Annotated in this window: 22 protein-coding genes and 3 pseudogenes; 15 read left to right on the forward strand and 10 right to left on the reverse strand. The window is 37.4% G+C overall.

Annotated elements, in window-relative coordinates:
* Positions 1–24: 24 nt before the first annotated feature.
* Positions 25–636 carry a 30S ribosomal protein S4 gene (gene rpsD, locus AB3H90_RS07505; protein WP_010720384.1) on the reverse strand — a complete coding sequence of 204 codons (612 nt, stop codon included), beginning with the start codon at positions 634–636 and terminating at the stop codon, positions 25–27.
* Between the two features lie 447 nt (positions 637–1,083).
* Between rpsD and AB3H90_RS07510 the strand changes: the two genes are divergently transcribed.
* The 7 genes from AB3H90_RS07510 to AB3H90_RS07540 all read left to right on the forward strand — a co-directional run bounded on the left by AB3H90_RS07510 (position 1,084) and on the right by AB3H90_RS07540 (position 9,214).
* Entirely contained in the window at positions 1,084–1,719 is a 636-nt protein-coding gene (locus AB3H90_RS07510) for a DNA alkylation repair protein (RefSeq protein ID WP_368016491.1), read from the forward strand.
* Between the two features lie 21 nt (positions 1,720–1,740).
* Positions 1,741–2,514 (forward strand): Cof-type HAD-IIB family hydrolase, encoded by a 774-nt coding sequence (locus tag AB3H90_RS07515; RefSeq protein WP_010720382.1) that lies wholly within the window; start codon positions 1,741–1,743, stop codon positions 2,512–2,514.
* Between the two features lie 167 nt (positions 2,515–2,681).
* Positions 2,682–3,479 (forward strand): TIGR00282 family metallophosphoesterase, encoded by a 798-nt coding sequence (locus AB3H90_RS07520; protein ID WP_010720381.1) that lies wholly within the window; start codon positions 2,682–2,684, stop codon positions 3,477–3,479.
* A 15-nt stretch (positions 3,480–3,494) separates the two neighbouring features.
* Positions 3,495–3,869 carry a YlbF family regulator gene (locus AB3H90_RS07525; RefSeq protein ID WP_010736830.1) on the forward strand — a complete coding sequence of 125 codons (375 nt, stop codon included), beginning with the start codon at positions 3,495–3,497 and terminating at the stop codon, positions 3,867–3,869.
* The gene (gene mutS, locus AB3H90_RS07530) at positions 3,853–6,465 is read left to right on the forward strand and encodes a DNA mismatch repair protein MutS (RefSeq protein WP_094940933.1); all 2,613 of its coding nucleotides are present in this window, start codon (positions 3,853–3,855) and stop codon (positions 6,463–6,465) included. Before AB3H90_RS07525 ends, mutS begins: the two co-directional genes overlap by 17 nt.
* A gap of 63 nt (positions 6,466–6,528) precedes the next feature.
* Positions 6,529–8,628, forward strand: coding sequence for a DNA mismatch repair endonuclease MutL (gene mutL, locus AB3H90_RS07535; RefSeq protein WP_095454325.1), 2,100 nt, complete (start codon positions 6,529–6,531; stop codon positions 8,626–8,628).
* A gap of 28 nt (positions 8,629–8,656) precedes the next feature.
* Complete coding sequence (locus AB3H90_RS07540; protein WP_034698682.1) at positions 8,657–9,214, forward strand: nucleoside triphosphate pyrophosphatase; 558 nt, start codon at positions 8,657–8,659, stop codon at positions 9,212–9,214.
* Between the two features lie 224 nt (positions 9,215–9,438).
* Here AB3H90_RS07540 and AB3H90_RS07545 read toward each other — a convergent pair.
* From AB3H90_RS07545 to treP, 5 genes and pseudogenes are all read right to left on the reverse strand, one after another.
* Positions 9,439–9,580 (reverse strand): annotated as a pseudogene (locus AB3H90_RS07545) (putative holin-like toxin).
* Positions 9,581–9,875: 295 nt separating this feature from the next.
* A complete protein-coding gene (locus AB3H90_RS07550; RefSeq protein WP_161306430.1) occupies positions 9,876–9,998 on the reverse strand; it encodes a putative holin-like toxin in 123 nt (40 codons plus the stop codon).
* A 312-nt stretch (positions 9,999–10,310) separates the two neighbouring features.
* A pseudogene (gene pepG1 / locus AB3H90_RS07555) lies at positions 10,311–10,452 on the reverse strand (type I toxin-antitoxin system toxin PepG1).
* 292 nt (positions 10,453–10,744) lie between these two features.
* Positions 10,745–10,889 (reverse strand): annotated as a pseudogene (pepG1, locus tag AB3H90_RS07560) (type I toxin-antitoxin system toxin PepG1).
* A gap of 443 nt (positions 10,890–11,332) precedes the next feature.
* Positions 11,333–13,318: a PTS system trehalose-specific EIIBC component gene (gene treP / locus AB3H90_RS07565; protein ID WP_368016492.1), complete on the reverse strand. Its 1,986-nt coding sequence runs from the start codon at positions 13,316–13,318 to the stop codon at positions 11,333–11,335.
* A 233-nt stretch (positions 13,319–13,551) separates the two neighbouring features.
* Here treP and treR point away from each other — a divergent pair, with 233 nt between their 5' ends.
* From treR to AB3H90_RS07605, 8 genes are all read left to right on the forward strand, one after another.
* Entirely contained in the window at positions 13,552–14,265 is a 714-nt protein-coding gene (gene treR, locus AB3H90_RS07570; RefSeq protein WP_063626425.1) for a trehalose operon repressor, read from the forward strand.
* Positions 14,266–14,342: 77 nt separating this feature from the next.
* Positions 14,343–14,786, forward strand: coding sequence for a peptide-methionine (R)-S-oxide reductase MsrB (gene msrB, locus AB3H90_RS07575; protein ID WP_034698687.1), 444 nt, complete (start codon positions 14,343–14,345; stop codon positions 14,784–14,786).
* A gap of 307 nt (positions 14,787–15,093) precedes the next feature.
* Positions 15,094–15,696 carry a Holliday junction branch migration protein RuvA gene (ruvA, locus tag AB3H90_RS07580; RefSeq protein WP_010720373.1) on the forward strand — a complete coding sequence of 201 codons (603 nt, stop codon included), beginning with the start codon at positions 15,094–15,096 and terminating at the stop codon, positions 15,694–15,696.
* Positions 15,697–15,708: 12 nt separating this feature from the next.
* Positions 15,709–16,710, forward strand: coding sequence for a Holliday junction branch migration DNA helicase RuvB (gene ruvB / locus AB3H90_RS07585; RefSeq protein ID WP_010720372.1), 1,002 nt, complete (start codon positions 15,709–15,711; stop codon positions 16,708–16,710).
* 92 nt (positions 16,711–16,802) lie between these two features.
* Entirely contained in the window at positions 16,803–17,384 is a 582-nt protein-coding gene (locus AB3H90_RS07590) for a TetR/AcrR family transcriptional regulator (protein ID WP_010720371.1), read from the forward strand.
* A 13-nt stretch (positions 17,385–17,397) separates the two neighbouring features.
* Complete coding sequence (locus tag AB3H90_RS07595) at positions 17,398–17,862, forward strand: low molecular weight protein-tyrosine-phosphatase (RefSeq protein WP_010720370.1); 465 nt, start codon at positions 17,398–17,400, stop codon at positions 17,860–17,862.
* Between the two features lie 136 nt (positions 17,863–17,998).
* Positions 17,999–18,373 (forward strand): hypothetical protein, encoded by a 375-nt coding sequence (locus AB3H90_RS07600; protein ID WP_010720369.1) that lies wholly within the window; start codon positions 17,999–18,001, stop codon positions 18,371–18,373.
* Between the two features lie 160 nt (positions 18,374–18,533).
* Positions 18,534–18,833: a hypothetical protein gene (locus tag AB3H90_RS07605; RefSeq protein WP_368016493.1), complete on the forward strand. Its 300-nt coding sequence runs from the start codon at positions 18,534–18,536 to the stop codon at positions 18,831–18,833.
* A 637-nt stretch (positions 18,834–19,470) separates the two neighbouring features.
* Here the strand turns inward: AB3H90_RS07605 and brnQ are convergent.
* The 4 genes from brnQ to AB3H90_RS07625 form a co-directional block, all read right to left on the reverse strand.
* Positions 19,471–20,826, reverse strand: a complete 1,356-nt coding sequence (gene brnQ, locus AB3H90_RS07610) for a branched-chain amino acid transport system II carrier protein (RefSeq protein WP_010736841.1) — start codon at positions 20,824–20,826, stop codon at positions 19,471–19,473.
* 406 nt (positions 20,827–21,232) lie between these two features.
* Entirely contained in the window at positions 21,233–22,588 is a 1,356-nt protein-coding gene (locus AB3H90_RS07615) for an amino acid permease (protein ID WP_034698690.1), read from the reverse strand.
* Positions 22,589–22,859: 271 nt separating this feature from the next.
* Entirely contained in the window at positions 22,860–23,600 is a 741-nt protein-coding gene (locus AB3H90_RS07620) for an amino acid ABC transporter ATP-binding protein (RefSeq protein WP_010720365.1), read from the reverse strand.
* A 12-nt stretch (positions 23,601–23,612) separates the two neighbouring features.
* Entirely contained in the window at positions 23,613–25,208 is a 1,596-nt protein-coding gene (locus AB3H90_RS07625) for an ABC transporter permease subunit (RefSeq protein WP_081128330.1), read from the reverse strand.
* Positions 25,209–25,432: the final 224 nt, after the last annotated feature.

The following is a 25,432-nucleotide window of genomic DNA, read 5'->3' on the forward strand; positions in this document are numbered from 1 at the left end:
GCTTGTAAGCCAAAGCTTTGAAAATTATAGGCTTTGGTTGTAGTATTCAACGACAAGAGCTTCGTCGATTTCTGGATATAGTTCGTCACGTTCTGGTAAACGAGTTAATGAACCTTCCAATTTTTCAGCATCGAAGCTTACGAATGCTGGACGACCAACAGTTGCTTCAACAGCTTCTTTGATTGTTGTCATGTTTTGTGATTTTTCACGAACTGAGATCACTTGACCAACTTCAACGTGGTATGAAGGGATATCAACGCGTTTGCCATCAACCATCACATGACCATGGTTAACTAATTGGCGAGCTTGACGACGAGTAGTTGCAAGACCTAGACGATAAACAACATTGTCTAAACGTTGTTCTAGTAAGATCATGAAGTTAACCCCGTGTTTACCTTCTTTGATTTTGCTAGCTTTAACGAACAAGTTACGGAATTGACGTTCGTTCATTCCGTACATGTGACGTAGTTTTTGTTTTTCAGTTAATTGCATACCGTATTCTGATTGTTTGCCACGGCTGTTTGGTCCATGTTGACCTGGAGCGTAAGGGCGACGTGCTAATTCTTTTCCTGTGCCTGATAATGAAATACCTAGACGACGAGAAATTTTCCATGATGGTCCTGTATAACGAGACATTAAAATTTCCTCCAATAAAATAAATTTAGTTTTTGGAGTAAAATAATCCGATAAAAAATTCATAATCGTGTAGTCCATTCTTCAATCTTCACCTTTGCAGCCGCGGTTACGCAATTGAACCCGAATCGGGGCAATGAACTAGGGACGAAATTATTATTTTTCCGCTGCATTATTTTACACAAAGTCCAGTATAAGGGAAACAAGGTGAAACTGTCAAGTACGTTTCTCTTTAAAAACGCTTTACAAACCTTGTTTCACTCTATAAAATAAGAGGGTATCTTTTAAAAGCATGAAAAATAAACGTACCAATCTTAAAAAGAAATAAATGAAGGATCATGCTTGTGTAAGCACAGCCTATTTTCAACCTACAGAGCCACTAAAAGGTAGTGACAGTGATTTTTCAGCTGTCACCTAAGATACGGGCTTGATTTTTCAAGGAGGACTGTCTTGGAACTTTTAGTTTTTCAAAAAAATGAAGAAAAAGCACATCCAATGGAAATGTATATGAGAAATCAGTTCTCATTTGCAGGTGTGCCCAAACCAGAACGTTGGAAATTGCAACAAACACTTTTGCGTGAAAGCAAAGTGCTTGATGTTCCAGACCTTTTTTTCCTTGTTTTCTATTATTATGAAAAAACAGAACGGGAGTATCAGTACCTGGCGATTGATTTGATTCAACAAAACATCAAACGTTTATCATTGGATGAGTTGGTCGAATTGTCTGTATTGGTACCGGAAAAAGCATGGTGGGATACGATTGATGCTTGGCGGAAAGTTTATGCTACATGGTGTAAACTTCATATGGAACAATTAGAGACGGTTTCTCTTTTGTTTGAAAAAAAAGAAGATTTTTGGCTTCGGAGAATAGCAATTACGTTACAGTTAGGATTTAAAGAAGCTACCAATCAGCTGTTGTTGGATCGAGTGATCACTGAAGATCGCTTCTCAAAGGAATTTTTTATTCAAAAGGCGATTGGGTGGGCATTGCGCGATTATAGCAAGACAAATGTTTCTTGGGTAAAAGAACAATTGACAAAAGAATGGTCTGCTTTGACAAGAAGAGAAGCAAGCAAGTATTTATAAGAAAGTGAGTCGACTAAAAAAATGAAACGTAAATTATTTGCTTTTGATATTGATGGGACGCTACTGGACACAAATAAACAAGCATTAGACAGCACAAGAGAAGCCTTGGATAAGTTACGTAAAGCAGGACATTTGGTAACGATTGCTACTGGGCGTAGTCGTTTCCATGCGCAAGAGGTTATACGAGATCTAGCATTTACAAATTATATCTTATGTAATGGCGCTGCTGGATTTTTAGATCATGAACAAGTTTATAAAAATTTGCTTGACCGTGAACAATTAGACAATTTTGTCAAAGAAGCACAAGATAAAAATATCGATACTGCTTTTGTGAGTCTAGATAATATCAAACGTTATTCTTCCAATCATGTGGGAATGATGGAAGAGGCAATGCATTCTTTTGGTGCTGTTTTACCTGAACTTGATCAGTACTTTGTGGAAGAACAAGATATCTATCAAGCTTTAGCATTTTTTGATCAGAATTACGATCATCATTTTTCTAGTTACGATAAGATTCGATTTGTTCGTTGGCATGAAAAAAGTGTGGATGTTGTTCCACATGACGGTTCAAAAGCAGCCACGATTTTACACCTAGCAGAACAAGTCGGAATTGCGCAAGAAGATATCATTAGTTTCGGTGATGGCCAAAATGACCGGGAGATGCTGCGTATGTCAGGCATTGGTGTTGCAATGGGAAATGCAGTTCCAGAGGTACAAGCAGAAGCGAAGTTGGTTACTGATACAAATGATGAAGATGGAATTTGGAAAGCATTGAAGCAACTTTCCATGATTTAAATAAACAAGTATAATCTAGGATAGTAAAAAGAACTAGTTGGAGACTGACTTCAGCTAGTTTTTTAGTAGTTTCAGATGAGGGTTACGCAGAGGATTTTTCTGCCCTTTTCTTTCTACAAAAAAACAACTATAATATAGAATGATGTTAAAAGAGAAGAGGAAAACGTGTGCGGGTTTTATTTATTGGTGATGTAGTAGGTTCAATGGGAAGAGATATGATTACAACCTATCTTCCTCGTTTAAAAAAGAAATATCAACCACAGGTCACAATCGTAAATGGAGAAAATGCAGCTTCTGGAAGAGGAATAACTGAAAAAATTTATAAAAAGTTTTTACAAGACGGTGTAGATGTTGTCACGATGGGCAATCATACTTGGGACAACCGAGATATTTTTGAATTTATCGATCAAGCAAAAAAAATCGTTCGTCCAGCAAACTTTCCTGAAGGAACGCCAGGTCAAGGAATGGTATTCGTGAAAGTCAATCAAGTAGAACTAGCTGTAATCAACATGCAAGCACGTTCTTTTATGGTCGACTTAGATGATCCGTTCCGCAAGATGGATCGCTTGATCGCCGAAGCAAAAAAAAGAACGCCAATCATTTTCGTTGATTTTCATGGAGAAACGACAAGTGAGAAACAAGCCATGGGATGGTTCTTAGATGGAAAAGTCTCAGCAGTCATTGGGACCCATACGCATGTACAAACCAATGATGCTCGGATTCTACCGCAGGGAACTGCCTATTTAACTGATGTAGGTATGACAGGTCCTTATGACGGAATTTTAGGTATGCGCCGAGAACCAGTTATCGAAAAATTTTTAACAGCTTTGCCGAAACGTTTTGAAGTCGTTGAACGAGGACGAGGTATTTTGAGTGGCTGTTTACTGGAATTTGACGATGCAACTGGTAAAGCGAAAACCATCCAATTAATCCAGATCAACGAGGACCGTCCATTTTTAGAATAGAAAGTGAGACATCTTTTGCATAAAGAGCCGAATATTCAACGAGAAGCGGATAAATTAGCTCAACTTTTAAGTGAACATGAAACGATCATCCGCTACCACGAACTAGAGCGAAAAGTACAAACTAGTTCCTATTTAGAAAAGTTAACGGAAGATATCAAATCTGCACAAAAAGAAGCAGCAAACTATGCTTATTATGGGAAAAGAATAGCAGAAAAAGAAGCGAATGGTCGGGTTGAACAATTGACGAAACAATTTGATCAACATCCGATCGTAGTAGCTTATCGGAAACAATTGCTTGAAGCAAATGATTTATTGCATCATTTGACGAAAATGCTGCAAGATGAAATCAATAATTGGATAGAGGAGGAAGACAATGCCTCAAAAAACTAAGAATACTCCAATGATGGAACAATATTTAAGCATCAAGGCCCAATACCAAGATGCTTTTTTGTTCTATCGTTTAGGTGATTTTTATGAATTATTTTATGAAGATGCCATCAATGCGTCTCAAATTTTAGAGTTAACATTAACCAGCAGGAATCGTAATGCAGACGAACCAATCCCAATGTGTGGGGTACCCCATCATGCAGCACAAGGCTATATTGATATTTTAATTGAAAAAGGCTATAAAGTGGCTATTTGTGAACAAGTAGAAGATCCTAAGACCACCAAAGGGATGGTTAAACGTGAAGTGATTCAATTAGTAACACCTGGAACAGTCATGGATAGTAAGGGACTATCTGCTAAAGACAATAATTTTTTGACAGCAATTGTTAGCCAAGGCAACGAATTTGGATTTGCCTATGCTGATTTAAGCACAGGGGAGTTAAAAACTGCTCATTTGTTTGATGAAGAAGCTGTACTGAACGAAACGACGGCTTTGCAAACAAAAGAACTTGTTTTAGGAAATGAAATTAGTGAAAAACTTGCTGAGCAATTAAAGAATCGATTAGGATTAGTTTTCTCAAAACAAGAAACAAGTGAAGAAAATGCAGAGTTTAATTTCTTAACCAGTGAGCTATCCGATCCACTTGAAAAAGAAGTGACAGGAAAATTACTTACTTATTTAGCAGTGACACAAAAAAGAAGTCTTGCGCATATCCAAAAAGCGATCGAGTATCAACCGGATCACTATTTGAAAATGGATTACTATTCTAAGTTTAACCTCGAACTAAGCCAGTCCATACGTACAGGAAAAAAACACGGCACGCTTTTATGGTTGCTAGATGAAACGAAAACAGCTATGGGCGGGCGTTTACTGAAACAATGGCTTGACCGTCCGCTGATTCAACTCAATCAAATCAAGGCACGACAAGAAATGGTAGCTTCTCTTTTGAATAGCTATTTTGAACGACTTGATCTACAAAGTGCATTGACGAAGGTTTATGATTTAGAACGCCTAGCAGGAAGAGTGGCTTTTGGAAATGTCAATGGGCGTGACTTGATTCAATTAAAGACTTCTTTAGAACAAGTACCGCTGATTCGTCAACTGATCGAAGGGATCGATCAAGGTCAGTGGACTGACTTATTGAAGGAAATGCAACCAATGGATGGTCTGGTTCATTTGATTGATCAAGCAATTCAAGAAGACCCGCCCCTACAAATTACTGAGGGGAATATCATTAAAGATGGTTTTAATGATCAGTTAGATACGTACCGTTCTGCGATGACTAATGGGAAGCAGTGGCTAGCAGAGTTAGAAGCAAGAGAACGTCAGCAGACTGGGATCAAAAATTTAAAAGTTGGCTTTAATCGTGTATTTGGTTATTATATCGAAATCACTAAAGCGAATCTGGCAAATGTTGAACTGGAAAAATATGAACGTAAACAAACATTGGCCAATGCAGAGCGTTTTATCACACCAGAATTAAAAGAGTTAGAGACGCAAATTTTAGAAGCAGAAGAAAAGTCTGTTGATTTGGAATATCAGCTGTTTTTAGCAGTGAGAGAAGAAGTCAAAAAAGCGATCAAACCATTACAAATTTTAGCAAAATCAATCAGTACAGCCGATGTTCTGCAAAGTTTTGCTACGATCAGTGAGCGATACCAATATGTTCGTCCTGAGATGGTCTCGGATCGACACCAATTACTGATTCAAGAAGGTCGGCACCCAGTCGTTGAAAAAGTATTAGGACATCAAGAATATATTCCCAATAGTGTGGATATGGCTGAAGATGAAATGATCTTATTGATAACTGGACCAAACATGTCAGGGAAAAGTACGTATATGCGTCAGTTAGCATTAACTGTTTTAATGGCTCAAATGGGGTGCTTCGTCCCTGCGCAAAAAGCGATCTTACCAATTTTTGATCGGATTTTTACCCGGATTGGTGCAAGTGATGACTTGATTGCTGGACAAAGTACGTTCATGGTGGAAATGATGGAAGCCAATCAAGCGTTGCGGCATGCGACACCAAACAGCTTAATTCTTTTTGATGAATTAGGTAGAGGAACTGCGACTTATGATGGAATGGCATTAGCTCAAGCGATCATTGAATATATCCATCAACATGTACAAGCAAAAACGCTCTTTTCTACACATTACCATGAGTTAACAGTACTAGAGGAAGAATTACCTCAATTAAAAAATGTACATGTAGGAGCTGTTGAAAAAGACGGCGAAGTAGTATTTTTGCATAAGATGATGGATGGCCCAGCTGATAAAAGCTATGGAATCCATGTAGCGAAAATTGCAGGGCTACCTTCTAATTTATTAGCAAGAGCTGCAGATATTTTGCATACATTAGAATCAGGAGAAGTGAGCCATCATTCCGTGGCTGTTCCAAGTGAACCGCTTGAAGCAATAGCACAACCAGTAACTGATACTGTATCGATAGAACAAGAAGAAACGCAACAACTGTCCTTGTTCAGTGAATTAAGCGATGCCGAAACAGCAGTTATTTCTAAATTGAAACAAATGAATCTGTTAGAAATGACACCAATGGATGCATTGAATCAACTCTATGAATTGAAAAAACAGCTGTAAATCAACGATAAATAAGAAGAGTAAGCTAACTATAAATACTATATAGGAAGAAGGCGTAGAATGATGGCGAAAATCCAAGAATTATCAGAACGCTTAGCCAATCAAATCGCAGCCGGTGAAGTTGTCGAACGTCCAGCCTCGGTAGTCAAAGAACTTGTGGAAAATGCCATAGATGCAGGAAGTAGTCAAATCGATATTTTAGTTGAAGAAGCAGGATTAAAAACGATCCAAGTGATTGATAATGGAGAAGGTATTTTGACAGAAGATGTTGAGAACGCCTTTAAACGTCATGCAACAAGTAAAATCCACAATCGTGACGACCTTTTCCGAATTCGTACGCTTGGGTTTCGAGGAGAAGCATTGCCTAGTATTGCTTCTGTTTCAGAGATGACGGTAGAAACAGCCAATCAAGAAGAAACGCAAGGAACCTATTTAGAGCTTAAGGGAGGTGCGGTAATGGAACACCGCCCAGCTCCTTTAAGGCAAGGAACGAAAATCACAGTCAGCAATCTTTTCTTTAATACACCAGCACGCTTAAAATATGTTAAAACGTTGCATACTGAATTAGCGAATATCGGTGATATTGTGAATCGCTTAGCCTTAAGTCACCCGGCAATTGCTTTTCGATTAGTCCATGATGGGAATAAGATGTTAGCAACTTCAGGAAAAGGCGAATTGAAACAAACGATTGCCGGAATCTATGGGTTGAATACAGCAAAGAAAATGTTGAAGATTGAAGCGAAAGATTTAGATTTTGAAATCTTCGGTTATATTTCTTTACCTGAAGTGACTCGTGCTAGTCGTAATTATCTTTCAACAATCATTAATGGACGTTTTATTAAAAATTTTTCCTTGAATAAAGCAATTGTAGCCGGCTATGGTTCAAAACTAATGGTAGGGCGATTCCCAATCGCTGTACTTGAAATCAAAATGGATCCATTGTTAGTGGATGTGAACGTCCATCCAACAAAGCAAGAAGTTCGTTTATCGAAGGAACAGGAATTAACTGAGCTAATTACTCAAGCGATTCAAAAAGCATTGGTACAGGAGAACTTAATTCCCAGTGCAGCTGACAATTTGCGATTCAAGAAAAAGGTTGCTGATCAACCAAAAGCGGAACAAATCGAAATTGATTTATCTTACGCTTTTGAAGAAGCGAAACCTAAGAAACCGCAAAGCTTGAATTTTGATCAAACAACCGGAACATTTTTTGTAGCGGAAGAACAAAGCGAGTTTGTGCATGAATCTGTTGATAAGTCTGTGGATAATGTTGAAAACTCTCCTGTATTTTCTGAAGAAACTACTAGTTATCCAGAAAGCAAAAGAAAAACAGTGGATAACTCTGGTGATATTGTTGATAACTATGTAGAAAAACCAGTGGATAAGAGTGAAAATGAGTTATCCACTGTTGAAAACTTTTCCAACGAGCATGAAACAACAGCTGAAGAAGAAACTTCTTCAGAAACAGTTTATCGTGAGGATTTAGCGCTACATCCAGAGTTTGATTTAAGTCAAAATGGGCGCTCATTAGATCAAGCAATTCAGAAATTAGAAAATGAGCAGGTAACACAACGCTTTCCACAATTAGAATATTTTGGACAAATGCATGGAACGTACTTGTTTGCTCAAAGTCAGGATGGCTTATACATTATTGATCAACATGCAGCGCAAGAACGAATCAAGTATGAATATTTTCGAGAAAAAATTGGCGAAGTTTCTAACGATCTACAAGAACTACTTGTGCCGTTTGTATTAGATTATCCCAATAGTGATGCTTTGAAACTGAAAGAGAAAAAACAATTGCTTGAAGAAGCAGGTATTTATCTAGAAGAATTCGGTCAAAATAGTTTTATCGTCAGAGCACATCCTACTTGGTATCCATCTGGAGAGGAAGAAGCGATTATTCGAGAAATGATCGATATGTTATTAACAACGGGTAGTGTTAGCGTGAAGAAATTTAGAGAAGCCACAGCAATCATGATGAGCTGTAAACGTTCAATCAAGGCAAATCATTATTTGAATGAAGCTCAGGCGAGGGTTTTATTGAAGGACTTAGCCCAATGTGAAAATCCTTTTAATTGTCCCCATGGACGCCCTGTGTTGATCCATTTTACTAATTCAGATATGGAAAGAATGTTTAAACGCATCCAAGATCCACATTAATGAGTCTCATGAAAAGGAGAAGAAACAGATGAAAATTGTGTTAGCTTCGCAGTCCCCTAGAAGAAAAGAATTATTAGGGCGACTGGTTAGTGCATTTGATGTTCATCCGGCTGATATCGATGAAACACCTTTTGTTCAAGAAAAACCTAAAAATTATGTTGAGCGAATGGCAACTGAAAAGGCAAAAGTAGTCAAACATCAATACGATAATGATGTATTGGTGATTGCAAGTGACACGACAGTTGTTTTCAATGATGAGATCATCGGTAAACCAGCGGATGAACAAGAGGCAAAAGCTATCCTTCAAAAACTTAGTGGGAAAACGCATGAAGTATATACAGCCGTGGTGCTGACGAAAGGTGATCAAGAAGAAAAAATCTTAGCACAAGCTAAGGTGACCTTTTATCCTTTGACAACTAAGGATATCGAAGCCTATTTAGTAACCGGTGATTATATGGATAAAGCTGGTGCGTATGGTATTCAAAGTTTTGCAGGTGCATTTGTTAAAGAAATTCAAGGCGACTATTACAGTATCGTTGGATTTCCAATCGGTGCAGTTTATCAAGGTTTGAAAAATTTTATGTAGCTGCAGTTGACGGAAATCAGAAATTGAGATAGGAACGTTCAAGTTTGTGTCCACTACTTTCAGTCATATTTAGAATTGCAAAGTGTATGAGTGATTGGTATAATCAAAACGAAAGAGGAGTTGCGACCAACAACTCCTCTAGACAGCACCGCGAAAGACGGTGGCGGTTGAATTTAAATATTCGACAAAGAATAAGAATAGCCAGTCTCCCGCTAAAGTGACGGCTATTCTTTGTCGTTTTTAAGCATAGTGACGATCAAACTGACTAAAGCGATGGTGAACGTACCAAAGCCAAGTATGGTTTGAACGATCTCATATGCGGACAAAAAGCGAACTCCTTTCATAGATTTTAGTACTTATTCCCATAAGCACCACTACCTTTGTGAGAAGTTGCCACCGTCGATCCACTTTACTGTCGAGTTTATTGTAGCATATTATCGCCACGAGAAACGTGTTTTATAAAACATAAAAACGTTATTTTTATTTAGGTTTTTTTAGAGGAATTCTATCTTTACGAAAGTTGTAAATACCTGAAGGAATTGGTATAATGAAAACGAAAGAGGAGTTGCGTCCAACAACTCCTCTAGACAGCACCGCGAAAGACGGTGGCGAATTAGTTTAATAGTTCAAAAAGAAATAGCTATACTCGCTAAAGTGACGGCTATTTCTTTTTGTCGTTTTTAAGCATAGTAACGATCAAACTGACTAAAGCGATGGTGAAAGTACCAAAGCCAAGCATGGTTTGAACGATCTCGTATGCGGACAAAAAGCAAACTCCTTTCATAGATTTAGTACTTATTCCCATAAGCACCACCACCTTTGTGAGAAGTTGCCACCGTCGATCCACTTTACTGTCGAGTTTATTGTAGCACATTGTCGCCACGAAAAACGTACTTTTTAAAACATAAAAACGTTATTTTTATTTAGGGTTTTTAAGAGGGATTCTATCTTTACGAAAGTTGTAAATACCTGAAGTAATTGGTATAATAAAAACGAAAGAGGAGTTGCGTCCAACAACTCCCCTGGACAGCACCGCAAAAGGCGGTGGCGAATTTTTATTTTACAAAAAATAGCCAGTCTCCTGCTAAAGTGACGGCTATTTTTTGTCGTTTTTAAGCATAGTAACGATCAAACTGACTAAAGCGATGGTGAAAGTACCAAAGCCAAGCATGGTTTGAACGATCTCATATGCGGACAAAAAGCGAACTCCTTTCATAGATTTTAGTACTTATTCCCATAAGCACCACCACCTTTGTGAGAAGTTACCACCGTCGATCCACTTTACTGTCGAGTTTATTGTAGCATATTATCGCCACGAGAAATGTGTTTTTTAAAACATAAAAACGTTATTTTTATTTAGGGTTTTTTAAGAGGAATTCTATCTTTAAGAACGTTGTAAATACCTGAAGTAATTGGTATAATGAAAATGAAAGAGGAGTTGCGCTAACAACTCCTCTAGACAGCACCGCGAAAGACGGTGGCAAAGTTTTATTTTGGTTTAGAAATAGCCATACTCTGCTAAAGTGACGGCTATTTCTTTTTGTCGTTTTTAAGCATAGTGACGATCAAACTGACTAAAGCAATGGTGAAAGTACCAAAGCCAAGTATGGTTTGAACGATCTCATATGCGGACAAAAAGCGAACTCCTTTCATAGATTTTAGTACTTATTCCCATAAGCACCACCACCTTTGTGAGAAGTTGCCACCGTCGATCCACTTTACTGTCGAGTTTATTGTAGCATATTATCGCCACGAGAAATGTGTTTTTTAAAATATAAAAATGTTATTTTTATTTAGGGTTTTTTAAGAGGAATTCTATCTTTAAGAACGTTGTAAATACCTAAAGTAACTGGTATAATAAAAACGAAAGAGGAGTTGCGACCAACAACTCCCCTGGACAGCACCGCGAAAGACGGTGACCCTTTAATCAGATATTTCAAAGAGAAATAGCCAGACTTCGGTTAAAGTGACGGCTATTTCTTTTTGTCGTTTTTAAGCATAGTGACGATCAAACTGACTAAAGTGTTGATGAAAGTACCAACGCTTAAAGAGTGAAAAATAACCTGAAAAAATTCACTAGAAGAATTTTTTCAGGTTATTTTTATACAGTAGTATTTTTTATTTTAGTTGCGCTTTTCCAATTTGTTCGCTATGACGAACGAGACCTGTTTGATCTAATGTTAAGGCAGCAACTTTTTCATTATTTGTTAATACAACTAAGATGTCCGTTTTCTTCCCAGCCTGCTCAATTGCTGTGAGGTCCATGTCGGCTAGTTGTGTTTTTGGCGTGACTGAATCGCCTTCTTTTACATGGATCGTAAAAGGTAGCCCATTCAATTCGACAGTATCTAGACCCATATGAACGAGAACTTCCAGACCTTCATTAGTTAAAAGACCAATCGCATGTTGTGTATCAAAAATATTTGTTACTTTACCAGCGACTGGAGCATAAACTTTTTCGTTGGAAGGTAGTACAGCATAACCTTCACCCATCATTTTTTGAGCAAAAACAGGATCTGCTACTTCGGTGATTTCCTTGATTTGTCCATCTGCTACAGCGAATAACTCTTCTGTCGGAGTAGAAACTGCTGTTGCATTGGCAGCTTCAAATTTTTGTGGTGAAACGTTGTTTCCATCAGCTGTTTGTAGTTGTAAGCCAGTTGTGTCTTCTACGGGTACAGCAGGATCGATTTTATTTAAGATCCCTTGACGTCTGAAGATTACGGTTAAACCAAATGGAACAATAACTGCAATGATCATAGAAATGATGAACGGAACCCAAGTTTCTGCTTGGATGGCTAGAATACCAGGTAGTCCACCAACACCAATTGCATTAGCACGTACATTCATCAAGTTGGCAAACATTCCAGCTAAACCTGAACCAACCATTGCGGCAACAAATGGGTAAACATATTTTAGATTAATCCCAAACATTGCAGGTTCAGTTACCCCTAAATAACAAGAAATCATTGCTGGAATCGAGATTTGTTCTTCTTTTTTATTTCCGCGATGTAAGAAGATGATCGCAAGAACTGCCGAACCTTGTGCGATATTTGATAAAGCAATCATTGGCCAAAGATTCGTAGAGCCGAAATCGGCAATCAATTGCATATCAATTGCATTCGTCATATGGTGTAAGCCGGTGATTACTAAAGGTGCATATAAGAAACCAAAGACGGCACTAAATAACCAACTGATTGAAGAAGTCAAGCCAGTATTAACAATATTTGAGATCCAACTACCGATTGTCCAACCCACAGGCCCTAAGATGACATGGGCAGCTAAGACTGTTGGGAGTAGAGAGAACAATGGAACAAATATCATAGAAATCGACTGTGGAATATATTTACGGAAGAAAATTTCAAGATAAGCTAACATAAATCCAGCAAGCATCGCTGGAATGACTTGTGCCTGATAACCAATCATATCAACTTGAGCAAAACCAAAATCCCAAAATGGAATATCAGCCGCAGCTGTTGATGCGACACTATAGGCATTTAATAATTGCGGTGAAACTAACGTAATCCCTAAAACAATTCCTAATATCTGTGTAGTGCCCATTTTTTTCGCGATACTCCAAGTGATACCAACTGGTAAGAAATGGAAAATTGCTTCGCCAGGTAGCCATAAAAAGCCGTTTACGCCGTTCCAAAATTGAGAGTGTTCAACAATTGTTCCACCAAGACTTTCAAATTGGATTCCTTCTAATACGTTCCGGAAACCTAAAATCAGTCCCCCAACGATAATGGCTGGAATCAATGGTGTAAAAATTTCTGCCAAAACAGCGATTGCTCGTTGGACAGGGTGGAGATTTTGTTTAGCAGCAACTTTACTTTGCTCCTTGGATACGCCTTCAACACCTGATACAGCAACGAAGTCGTTGTAAAAGGTTGAAACATCGTTACCAATAATGACTTGGAATTGCCCAGCATTGGTAAACATCCCTTTCACACTAGGAATATCTTCGATTGCTTCTTCATTGGCTTTTTTTGGATCATTTAAGACAAAGCGCATCCGAGTGGCACAATGACTAACTGCAGCAATATTTTCCTTTCCACCAATTTCCTTTAACAGTTTCTCAGCATCTGCTTGGTACTTTGCCATAGGAATAAACCCCTTTCTTTTTAAACTTGTATACACAAGTTATCTTATCCATACTATACTTGTTTCTTCCTACTATTGCAAGCGTTTTACAAGCGAAAAATAAAAAAATGTAATCGTTACACTTGGCTTAGTGTAGGGATATGTGAAAAGAGGGGGCGATTGAAATAACAAAAAAGCTGTAGTATAGTTTATATGCGAATAAAAGAAATTGAATATTAAGTGGAGGAAATGTAATGAATAAATTTAATGAAATTTTTTTAGATTTAGAGCAAAAAATTTTGGATCAACAATACCCTCCGCATACTTTGCTCCCTAGTGAAAATCAGCTGATTCAAATTTATGGTGTTTCACGAGAAACAATTCGAAAAGCGCTTAACCTGTTAACGACTGAAGGTTATATCCAAAAGAAACAAGGAAAGGGTTCGATTGTTTTAGACCGCAATCGATTTGATTTTCCAATTGCAGGATTAACAAGCTACAAAGAATTACAGGAAACACAACGAATCCCAAGTGAAACCATCGTTCAATTAATCGAAGAAACAGAAGTGGACCAATCATTGAGTGAAATAACAGGCTGGAAGAAAAAAACGCCGGTTTGGCATTTGGTTCGTCAAAGGAAAATCAATGGAGAAGTGGTTATATTAGATCGTGATTATTTATTAAAAAATGTGGTACCAACTTTAACAGCAACACAAGCTGCTGGCTCGATCTACGAATACTTTGAAAATGAATTGCAACTAACGATTGCTTACGCCCAGAAAGAAATTACCGTTGAAGAAGTAACTCCTGAAATCGAAGAGATGATGGATCTACATGGAGATCGCTATGTCGTGGTAGTAAGAGGACTGGTTCACCTCGAAGATACAAGGTGTTTCGAGTATACAGAATCAATTCACCGTTTAGATAAATTTCGTTTCGTCGAGTTTGCTAGACGTCGTAAAGTCTAAGCAATTATTACTATGAGCAGAATGTTTGCTTCTGATACTTTTGTCGTTATGATTAAAAGAAAAAGGAGGCGTTTTTATTGGGCGATTTCAAGAAAAATGAGCGTGATTTAAAAGAGGAATTATCTCCAATTTCATATGCTGTGACGCAAGAAAACGCAACAGAAAGACCATTTAGTGGGAAATATGATGATTTCTATGAAAAAGGGATCTATGTCGATATTGTCAGTGGGGAGCCATTGTTTAGCTCAGCCGAAAAATACGATGCGGGATGTGGCTGGCCGGCGTTCAGTAAACCAATCACTAGAAAAGATATTAAAGAAAAGGCCGACTTTTCTCATGGTATGCACCGAGTGGAAGTGCGAAGCAGTCAAGCAGATTCTCATTTAGGGCATGTATTCAATGATGGTCCTGCTGAAAAAGGCGGACTACGTTATTGCATCAATTCTGCGGCTTTAAAGTTTATTCCATATGAAGAAATGGAAGAACAAGGATATGGAGAATATCTATCACAAGTTGAATAAGGAAGAGCTTTATTTTTGGGTAAAAAATCTTGAGACAATTTTTGATTGTTTCAAGGTTTTTTCTTATTTATCTTTATTGAAGCGTTGTTTCCTGAATATTGATCCTTTGTTTTGAGGAAAGTGCTGAAACTCTGATCGTTCAAATTAAAATCTCTTGCAAAAAATGTTTATCCTAAAAACCTTGATAAACTTACGTTAAAAAGGAGAAGCGTAGCTCGATCTTCTGTTCTCTTTTTTCAAAAGAAAAAGTATGCTACAATGGAAGAAAATATGCGAACATATGTGTGTGAAAGAAAGAGGATAACAGATGTATGAATATCTTACAGGTGTAGTAACCTTTATCAATCCTTATTATTTAGTAATCGAAACAAATGGAATCGGTTATCAAATTGCATTAGGCAATCCCTATCGTTATAGTAGTAAGCTAAACAAAGAAATCAAACTTTACGTCCATCAGGTCATTCGAGAAGATGCACATCTTCTGTACGGATTTGATTCTTTAGAAGAAAAACAATTATTTTTAAGGTTAGTTAGTGTTTCAGGAATTGGACCAAAAAGTGCCTTAGCGATTATGGCTAGTGATGATCATTCAGGATTGATTCAAGCGGTTGAAACAGGGGATGTGACTTATCTGACCAAATTCCCTGGTGTGGGTAAAAAAACAGCTCAACAAATGATTTTAGATTTAAAAGGAAAATTTGGCGAATTAAGTATCGATACGCCCTTCAATTTATTTGATGAAAGTACAGCACAAGATGCGACGGCATTATCAGAAGCAATGGAAGCTTTATCAGCACTTGGATATAGTGATAAAGAGGTCAAGCGGGTCGAGAAACAACTAAAAGAAGTAGAAAATCTCACAACAGATGAATACTTACGCCAAGCTTTAAAATTAATGATGAAAAAATAAGGAGGGAAAATGATGACCGATGAACAGTTATTATCCCCTGAAACGGGCGAGAATGAATTAAGTTTAGAGAAGACCCTCCGCCCACGGTTACTTTCCCAATATATTGGTCAAAAGAAAGTGAAACAGGAACTCAAAATATATATTGAAGCTGCCCGTCACAGGGAAGAGCCGTTGGATCACGTTTTGTTATATGGTCCGCCGGGATTAGGGAAAACGACAATGGCAATGGTGATTGCGAATGAAATGGCAGTCAATATACGAACAACTAGTGGTCCCGCAATCGAGCGACCAGGAGATCTGGTTGCTATTTTAAATGAGTTAGAAGCTGGCGATGTTTTATTTATTGACGAAATTCATCGATTACCTCGTGTAGCAGAAGAGATGCTTTATTCTGCCATGGAAGATTTTTACGTTGATATAATGGTTGGACAAGGACCAACTGCTCATCCTGTTCATTTTCCTTTACCACCTTTTACATTAATTGGCGCAACAACTCGTGCAGGTATGCTTTCAGCGCCACTTCGTGATCGATTTGGGATCATTTCTCATATGGAATATTATGAAGAAGCTGATTTAAGAGAAATCGTGATTCGTTCTGCTGATATTTTTCAAACAGAAATCATTGAAGAAGGTGCACTGGAAATTGCTAGACGTTCAAGAGGAACACCACGGATCGCTAACCGCTTATTAAAAAGGGTACGTGATTTTGCACAAGTACAGGGAGATGGCAAGATCAATCAAACCATTGCCGATCAAGCATTAACGTTGTTACAAGTCGATCAGGCAGGTTTGGATTATGTCGATCAGAAACTATTACGTACGATGATTGAATTATATGGTGGCGGACCGGTTGGATTGAGTACGTTATCTGTCAATATTGGTGAAGAAAGAGAAACTGTTGAAGATATGTATGAACCTTTTTTGATCCAAAAAGGTTTCTTGAAACGGACACCTCGTGGAAGGATCGCCACACCATATGCCTATGAACATTTTGGATACGATTATCAAGTATAAAAAAGGATACTTGAATCGACTGTCCATATAAATACTTTTTCAAGAAAATCGTAGAATGAGAAGTTTTTGTAAAGAAGATAGGAGATGATGAGATGGGCGATACACCGCATACTAAGCAATTGATTAAAAACGTATTGATTGATTTATGTCAAAAGCAGTCTTTTCAAAAGATCAGTGTACAGAAAATCGCCCATGAGGCAGGCATCAATCGCCAAACATTTTACTACCATTTTACAGATAAATACGATTTGTTGCGATGGGTGTATTACGAAGATTGTTTATGCTATTTAGATCCTCATTCTCTTTCTTTAGACAACTGGGAAGAGCAAGCATTAAAAATGTTGAAGGCAATTGCTGCACAAAAAGAATTTTATGCGAACACTGTTACATCTGACCAAGAAATACTACAAAAAGAGTTTACTGCTGTTATCCAGCAATCATTTATTAAGATTTTTGATCAAATGGATGAAGAAAAGCAGTTATCAAAAGCGGACAAATTGTTTTATGCTCGTTTTTTTTCTTATGGATGTAGTGGGGTTCTAATCAATTGGATTACACATGATTACGAAGAGACGCCTCTAGAAATCGCCGTCCAATTGTTCCGCTTAGCCAAAGATACAGAATTATATTCCTATCGGTTGTATGCAAAAGAAGAGCTGGAAACAAATGATTAGAAGGAGAGCAAACATGACGAAAGTTTTATTTGTATGTCTAGGAAATATTTGCCGTTCACCAATGGCAGAAGGTTTGTTGAAGAAAATGGTAGCTGAAGACGGACAATCTGATCGATTTTTGATTGATTCTGCAGCGACAAGCACTTATGAAGTGGGGCGTTCACCTCATAAAGGAACAAAGAAAATTTTAGAAAATGAGAACGTGGATACGAGTCAAATGATTGCACGCCAAATCACAGAAGAAGATTTTCAACGATTTGATTGGATCATTGGCATGGATCAATCTAACGTAGAGGATTTACAACGGATGGCACCGACCGACGCACAACATAAGATCCATTTATTTTTAAGTCGGGTTCCTGGAAAAGAAACACAAAATGTTCCTGATCCATACTATACCGATAACTTTGATGAAACTTACCAATTATTGACTGAAGGGCTCAAGTATTGGATGCAAGAATGGAAAAAAGATAAATAAAATAACGATATATCTATATAGGTAACGCTTTCTTTTTGTTGCTCAGTATAGATAATATTCTTGTTATTTCGTTAAATCTTAGGTAGAATATAGTTAATTAAGTAACACTTTCTTAGCTAAAGGAGGAGTGCATTCAATGAACGAAGAAACAGTATCACCAATGAAGAAATTGACCAAGTTAGTCACGCATACGTCGTATCAGCTTTTTGATTCTTTTGTAAATGACACTGAAAAAATAGCAGAGAATGTACGTTTGCAAGGAAAGTTTGTTTTAGAGCTGCAAAAAGCAGCTACTCAACATAGTTTAGTGATTTTACAAGTAAGAGCCAATCGAAAAAGTAATAAGTACGAAACGATTTCAGGCTGGGTAGCTACAAAAAATGTTGAAAAAGAAGTAGTCATGATTCGCCTACAAAACAAGGAACAACAAATACGAATGGTTCCAATTGATCAAATCGAAAAAATCACCAGTCTTTCTCCAGCAGGAGATCAAGAGCGGTTATCTAAATAGAAGCAAAAAAAGCGATGGAATAGATTCTTCATTTTCCGTCGCTTTTTGCTTTTTTTCATATGATGTTGGCGAAGAGAAAACTTAAAATCAATACTAGAGCAGTACATAATTAAGTCATGAGGATAGATGGATTTTATCAATCAATAGAGAGGTGTTATGGGTGCCAAAGAATCGTTTGATTAATTATATGACCAAAAATTGGAAGATAGCCGGATGGAATATATTTGATTCTTTATTCCTTTCTGCAGCTGCAATCGTTGTTTCTTTAAATATAGTGTTCGTCCTATTTCCAGATTTGGATAACTATTATACAAACGCATTAAATTTATTTTTGATTGGTCTGATGATGGTGTTTGTTGGCTTGGGAGAATCAGTAAAATCTAAAGTTGGAAAACGAATCGATGTCTTAATTGGCAGTGGTAATTTATTTCTGCCTCTATTACTTTACAGGTTTTCATAATCCTACTTGGATGAATTGGCAGTTTTTTTGATAAGATAAAACGAAAAACAAGAATGATACTTTGAAAATTTGGCAAGACTACTAGGAATGACAAAAGCTGGCTGGTTGGTGATAGATAAACTAAAACACAAAATGGTTGAGACAAAACTATTTTTCAGGTTTGTCTCAGCCATTTCTAGTTCAATAAAAAAGTCCTGCTAGCCGGGGAGCTAGCAGGATAAGGAGTTAAAAATGAAAAAGTGTTGTTAGGGTTGTTTGTTGGTATGCTTATATATTACTCAGGAGTTGTGAATTTTTTGTGACGAAAGTTTTTGGAAGTTGGTAATTTTTTTAGGAAAATATATTTCTGCTAGCCATTTGACTAAATAGTTAAATACATCCAATGGATTCATTCAAAAAGTAATTTTGTCAGTTATCTGTTGATTCTAATGACTTAGTAAAAAATTCAGAGCCGAAAATAGAAGTAAAATACACAGGTTCCTTCTTGTATATATAAATAGAGCATATTTGAAGCACTTTTCCACTGTTAGATGCAATCTAATAATGGAAAGTTACTTCAAATATGCTCTGTTCATTTCACAGAAGTGATGATAGCACACCGTGCCTTCTTTTAGAAGAATGATCGTCCTAGATGCCGTTACTCTACAACAGGTGTTTCTTTTTTAACCATACTCCAAATCAAGCCAATTACTAAACCAATCAATGCTGGGACGATCCAACCCATTCCTAATTTAAAGAATGGCAGATAATTCGTTGCGAAGTCTAATAACGTTTTGACAAAGCTGGTTTGCTTGATTCCGTCTGGGCAAGCATTTAAACCGTCTAAAATTGAAGCAATTAGTGTAAAATAAGTGGTCATGCGGTAAACAGCAGGACGTTGTTTAAACAATGGACCCACAAGAACGAGTAAGATCAAGGTCATTGCTAAAGGATAAATAAACATCAAGACAGGTAATGAAATTTGGATGATATTTGTCAATCCCACAGTAGCGACCAAACAAGCAAGTGCACTAGCTAGTGTCACAAATACAATGTAATTTCTTTTAGGAAACAGATCGGTAAAGGTTTCTGCAAAAGCAGTGATTAGTCCAATCCCTGTTTTTAAGCAAGCAAGGATCACAATAAGAGCGAGCAAGATACTGCCATAAGTTCCTAAATAATGATCTGCGATTTGCGCTAGTGCGATCCCGCCATTTGAACTTAAAGCAAATCCACCGAGACTCATTGTTCCCACATAAGCAAGTAATGTGTAGATGATTCCCATCAAAACGATACTGATTGCACCAGATTTGATCGTATCCTTAGCAATCTCAGAAGGCTTTGTTACGCCCATATTGCGAATCGTAGTAACGATAAGGATACCAAATGCTAAGGCAGCTAGTGCATCTAACGTATTATATCCTTGAGTAAAACCAGTAAAGAAAGCATGTTCTTGATAACTAGGTTGGACAGTAGCTTGATCGATTGCACCCAATGGATGAATAAAAGCAAGTACCAACAAGATTCCTAGTAAAATCAAAAAGGCAGGATTAAGGAATTTTCCTACATAGTCAAGGATTTTAGTAGGCCGTCTGGATAACCACCAAGCAGTGAAGAAAAATAAAATACTAAAAATAACTAAAAATACATGTTGTTGCTTGGCTTGGATAAATGGAGCTAAACCAATTTCAAAAGAGGTAGTTGCTAATCTTGGTAAGGCGAAAAACGGTCCGATGACGAGGTAAAGCAAAACAGTAAAAACCAAAGCATATTTTTTGCCGATCCGTTCTGCTAATTCATAAACCCCTGATGTTTTTGAAACACCGATGGCAATTACACCTAAAAAAGGTAGTCCGATCCCAGTTACTAAGAAGCCAAGATTGGCCCAGAAAACGGCAGAGCCAGATTCTTGTCCCATGTGAACGGGAAAAATCAAATTACCAGCACCAAAAAATAAACCGAATAACATTGAACCGATAAACATACTTTCTTTGAACGTCAATTTTTTTGTCATAGATTTCTCCTTTACTTATTTATACTTTTTTTAAAGTAACAAAAATAACGTAGTTTAGCAATGTTTTTCTAATCAAATAATGAGTATAAAGTATTGATCTTGAGTTGAAATAATCATTATATCCTGAGTGGTTCTGTGAGAGAGTAATTGAAGGGGAGATGTTCTATAAGTAATTGACCAAAAAATCTGGAGGCTGAGCCAAAACTTGCCTCAGTCGCTTCTAGAAGCTCTAAAACCGAATAAATGGTGAGACAAAAGTGGCATCTTCGGAAATTCCTTCTTATTCTTGATGCGAAACACTTTTGTCTCAATCTCATATTCTAAAGATTTTTTGCGGCTTATAAAAAAGAGAGTCCTAACATACTTTTATCAATCTATTTTTTTAGTATGGATTGTTGTCTGTATTTCAAAGTGATTGTTTCTCGTATTTCATTCGATAAATGATCAATAACCCAATAAACCAAACAGGAGTTAAGAGTAAGGCAATACGTGTGTCTTTGCCAAGAAATAAAACTAGACAAATGAAAATCATGTAGGCAAAAACAAGAAAATTACTATAAGGATAAAAAGGCATTTTGAACGTATGCTCTTTTTTACCTAACATACTTTTACGATATTTTAAGTGAGTGTAAACGAGTATTCCCCAGATAAATAAAAAGCAAGTAGTCGCAATACTGCTGACGAGTGTAAATACTTCACTAGGCATCACATAATTTAGGATAACGGAAATAAAAATCACAATAGTTGAAAAAACTAACGCATTTCCTGGTACACGGTGAGAAGTCAACTGACGGAATTTTTTAGGCGCGCTACCTTCTTGTGAAAGAGAGCGTAACATACGTCCTGTACTGTAGATCGCGCTGTTACAAGCAGAAGCCGCAGCACTCAATACGACTAAATTAATCAAAGATGCGGCTATGGTGATCCCAATTTCTGAAAACACTTCGACAAATGGGCTGTTGTTCGCATCTAAGCTATTCCAAGGATAGATAGACATGATAACGAACAAAGAACCAAGGTAAAAAAGAATGATTCGAATAGGAATATTATTGATAGCTTCGGGTAAGACTTTCTCAGGGTTTTTGGTCTCACCAGCAACCAAACCGACTAATTCGATTCCTGTAAAGGCAAATGTGACCATCTGAAAGGAAAGAATGAATCCTTTCGTACCAGTTGGGAAAAAGCCGCCATGTGACCAGAGATTGGTGATACTAGCAGGTCCAGCACTTGTTTTGTAATGGGTAAGAATCATGTAAATACCAACGATAATAAATGCAATAATGGAAACGACTTTGATCAAAGCAAACCAAAATTCTAATTCACCAAATAATGAAACAGCCACCATGTTTAAACCAAGCAGTAAAATCAGAGCGATCAATTCAGGAAGCCATTGTGGGACTCCTGGAACCCAGTAACGGACATACATCCCGATCGCTGTCAAATCCGCCATGGCGATCGCAACCCAACAAAACCAATAAGTCCAACCTGTTACGAAAGCAACTTTTTTTCCAAGATATTCTGCAACAAAATCAAGAAATGAATGATTATTTGTATTAGATAATAAAAGTTCACCTAAGGCACGCATAATAAAGAAACAAACGCACCCGGTAATAAGATAAGCCAGTAAAATAGAGGGACCAGCTAATTGAATCGTTTTTCCTGCTCCTAAGAAAAGACCTGTTCCGATCGCACCACCAATCGAAATCAATTGAACGTGTCTATTCTTAAGTCCACGCTGTAGTTCTTGTTGCTCTTCAACCATTGTTTAATCATCCTAACTAAAAAATTTGATAATTTCTATATTAATAGAATTTTCTAAAAATTACAACTTAATTCAGAAAATATTCAAAAATTCATTTTCAAATAAATGCAATCAGACCAATCAATCTAAGAAGAGAGGACTGATCGACTGATGAATTAATGAATGGTGTTCAAATAAATTGCAGATAAACATGAGAAAATAGTGAATCATTTCCCAAAAAAGGAAAAGCCTTTATCAAAACGAACCTGTCGTTTCGGATAAAGGCTTTCTTCTATTTTTTTAAGATACGTGATAAAAACTCTTTGGTGCGTTCTTCTTTTGGATGAACAAAAATATCATCAGAGGTTCCTTCTTCAGCAACAACACCTTTATCCATGAAGATGACACGATCAGAAACATCTTTTGCAAATTCCATTTCATGTGTCACGATAATCATCGTTAAACCAGTGTGAGCTAGGTCTTGAATGGTATTCAAGACTTCTCCGACCATCTCAGGATCAAGTGCTGATGTTGGTTCATCAAATAACATTACATCTGGGTCCATTGAGAGGGCTCTAGCGATTGCCACACGTTGTTTTTGACCACCTGATAATTGAGAAGGTTTGGCTTCAATATAACGTTCCATTCCAACTTTTTCTAGATTTTCAAGAGCGACTTTACGAGCTTCGTCTTTGTTTCTTTTTAAGACAGTCGTCTGACCAGACATACAGTTTTCTAAGACATTCATGTTATTGAAAAGATTGAACGATTGGAATACCATTCCGACATTTGTTCGATATTTAGGCAAGTTATATTTTGGCGCAAGAATATTTTCGCCATTATACATAATTTCGCCACCAGTAGGTTTTTCTAAAAGGTTGATGCAGCGTAAGAAAGTTGATTTACCAGAGCCAGAAGAACCAATGATGGTTACAACTTCACCTTTATGGATATCCATGCTGATGTCTTTTAATACTTCATTTTCACCAAAGCTTTTTCTTAAATGATTGATTTTAATGATTTCTTCACTCATGATTCTTCCTCCTTATTCCTGCAAGTTGGCGTTGTCAACTTCTTCAATTTTTGTATAGGCTGAAGGACCATCGATTTTTTTCTCCACTACACGCAAGATTCTGGTAATCGTAAAGGTCATAACCAAGTAGATGATACCTACGATTGTAAATGTTTGGAAGAATTGGAAGTTTGCTCCTGCAGCAGAGTTCCCTTGGAAGAATAGATCAGCTACACCAATAACACTTAAGACTGCTGTATCTTTGATATTGATAACAAATTCATTCCCGGTCGCAGGTAAGATGTTACGTAAGACCTGAGGAACAACTACTTTTCGCATTGTTTGTCCATGTGTCATACCAATTGCTTGCGCTGCTTCAAATTGTCCTTCATCGACAGCGAAAATACCACCACGGACGATTTCAGTCATATAAGCACCAGTATTGATCGATACAATGAATAAGGCAGCAATCGTACGATCAAGGGAGATTCCAAAGGCTAATGCTAATCCGTAAAAAACGACCATAGCTTGAACCATCATTGGTGTTCCACGGAATATTTCAATATAAATCGATAGTAGTAAATTTGCTAACTTTTGGAAGAAACGTGTCACGGCATTGTCAGACTCAGGAATAGAACGGAAAACACCGATCAACAAGCCTAAGGTAGTTCCAATAACTGTCCCAATCAATGCAATAAATAACGTAAGTCCTGCACCACGAAGGAACATATTCCCATATTGATCCCAAATCGTTTTGAAATCAGTGAACAAACCAGCTTTTTCTCCCTCTGTATTTGTTGAAGCGGGTTGATCTTTGATTGCTTGATCCATAATTTCTGTACGTTCTTTTTGAGAGATACCGCTAAGAATTTGGTTAACTTTTTGGATATCTGGGTCACCTTTACGCATTCCAATAGCGATTTGGACATCTTCAGGATTTGTTTGAAAACCATTCTGACCAGTAAATTCTAACATTTTTAAATCTTTATTGACGCTAGTTGCTGTTACCCCTTCAGGTCGTTCGCTGACATAACCATCAATCATACCTGAAGCAAGAGCGGTACGCATCGCAGAGAAGTTATCCATTGCTTGTTGCTTTTGCACATCAGGAATTTGATCGATGACATTATAATGGAAAGTATTCAATTGAGCAGTAATCTTAGCATTTGATAGATCCGCCAAACTTTTTGCATTGGCATATTTACTATCTTTTTTGACGACTACAACAAGTTGTGATTCATAATAAGGATCGGTAAAATCAATTTCTTTTTTACGTTCTGCTGTGGGGCTCATCCCAGCAATGATCGCATCGATTTTGCCAGATTGTAACGCAGGGGCTAATCCATCCCATTTGGTTTGCATGATGACTAATTTTTTCCCTAATCCATCCGCAACTTTTTTGGCAATTTGGACGTCATAACCACCAGCATAGCTTTTTTGACCTTGGATCGGTACAGCGTTGTTGGCATCTGTTTGCTGTGACCAGTTGAAAGGGGCATACCCCGCTTCCATACCTACACGGAACTCATCTGTTGGTGTTTTCTCATCGGCATTCACGAAACTTCCTACAGGGAAGAATGAAAAAATAAATGCCATCAATAGGGTAAGTGTAACTGAACTTTTTTTCATAATCTTTCTCCTTTTCTTTTTACACATACGGCTCGACGATTTCATCAGGAATGAAACGGGCGAAGTTCCGCTTCAGCTAACTTAATTTTACTGTCAGATAGACGTACTTATCAAATTAACTGTTTACGCATAATTTTTTTACGAGCGGTTAAACAAATGCGTTGCAGTAGCTTATCAGGAGAAATAAAAAACGACCGCTTCAAGAATATAAAAGGGTCGCTAAC

Source organism: Enterococcus sp. C63, assembly GCF_040887215.1.
GTDB lineage: Bacteria > Bacillota > Bacilli > Lactobacillales > Enterococcaceae > Enterococcus_B > Enterococcus_B hirae.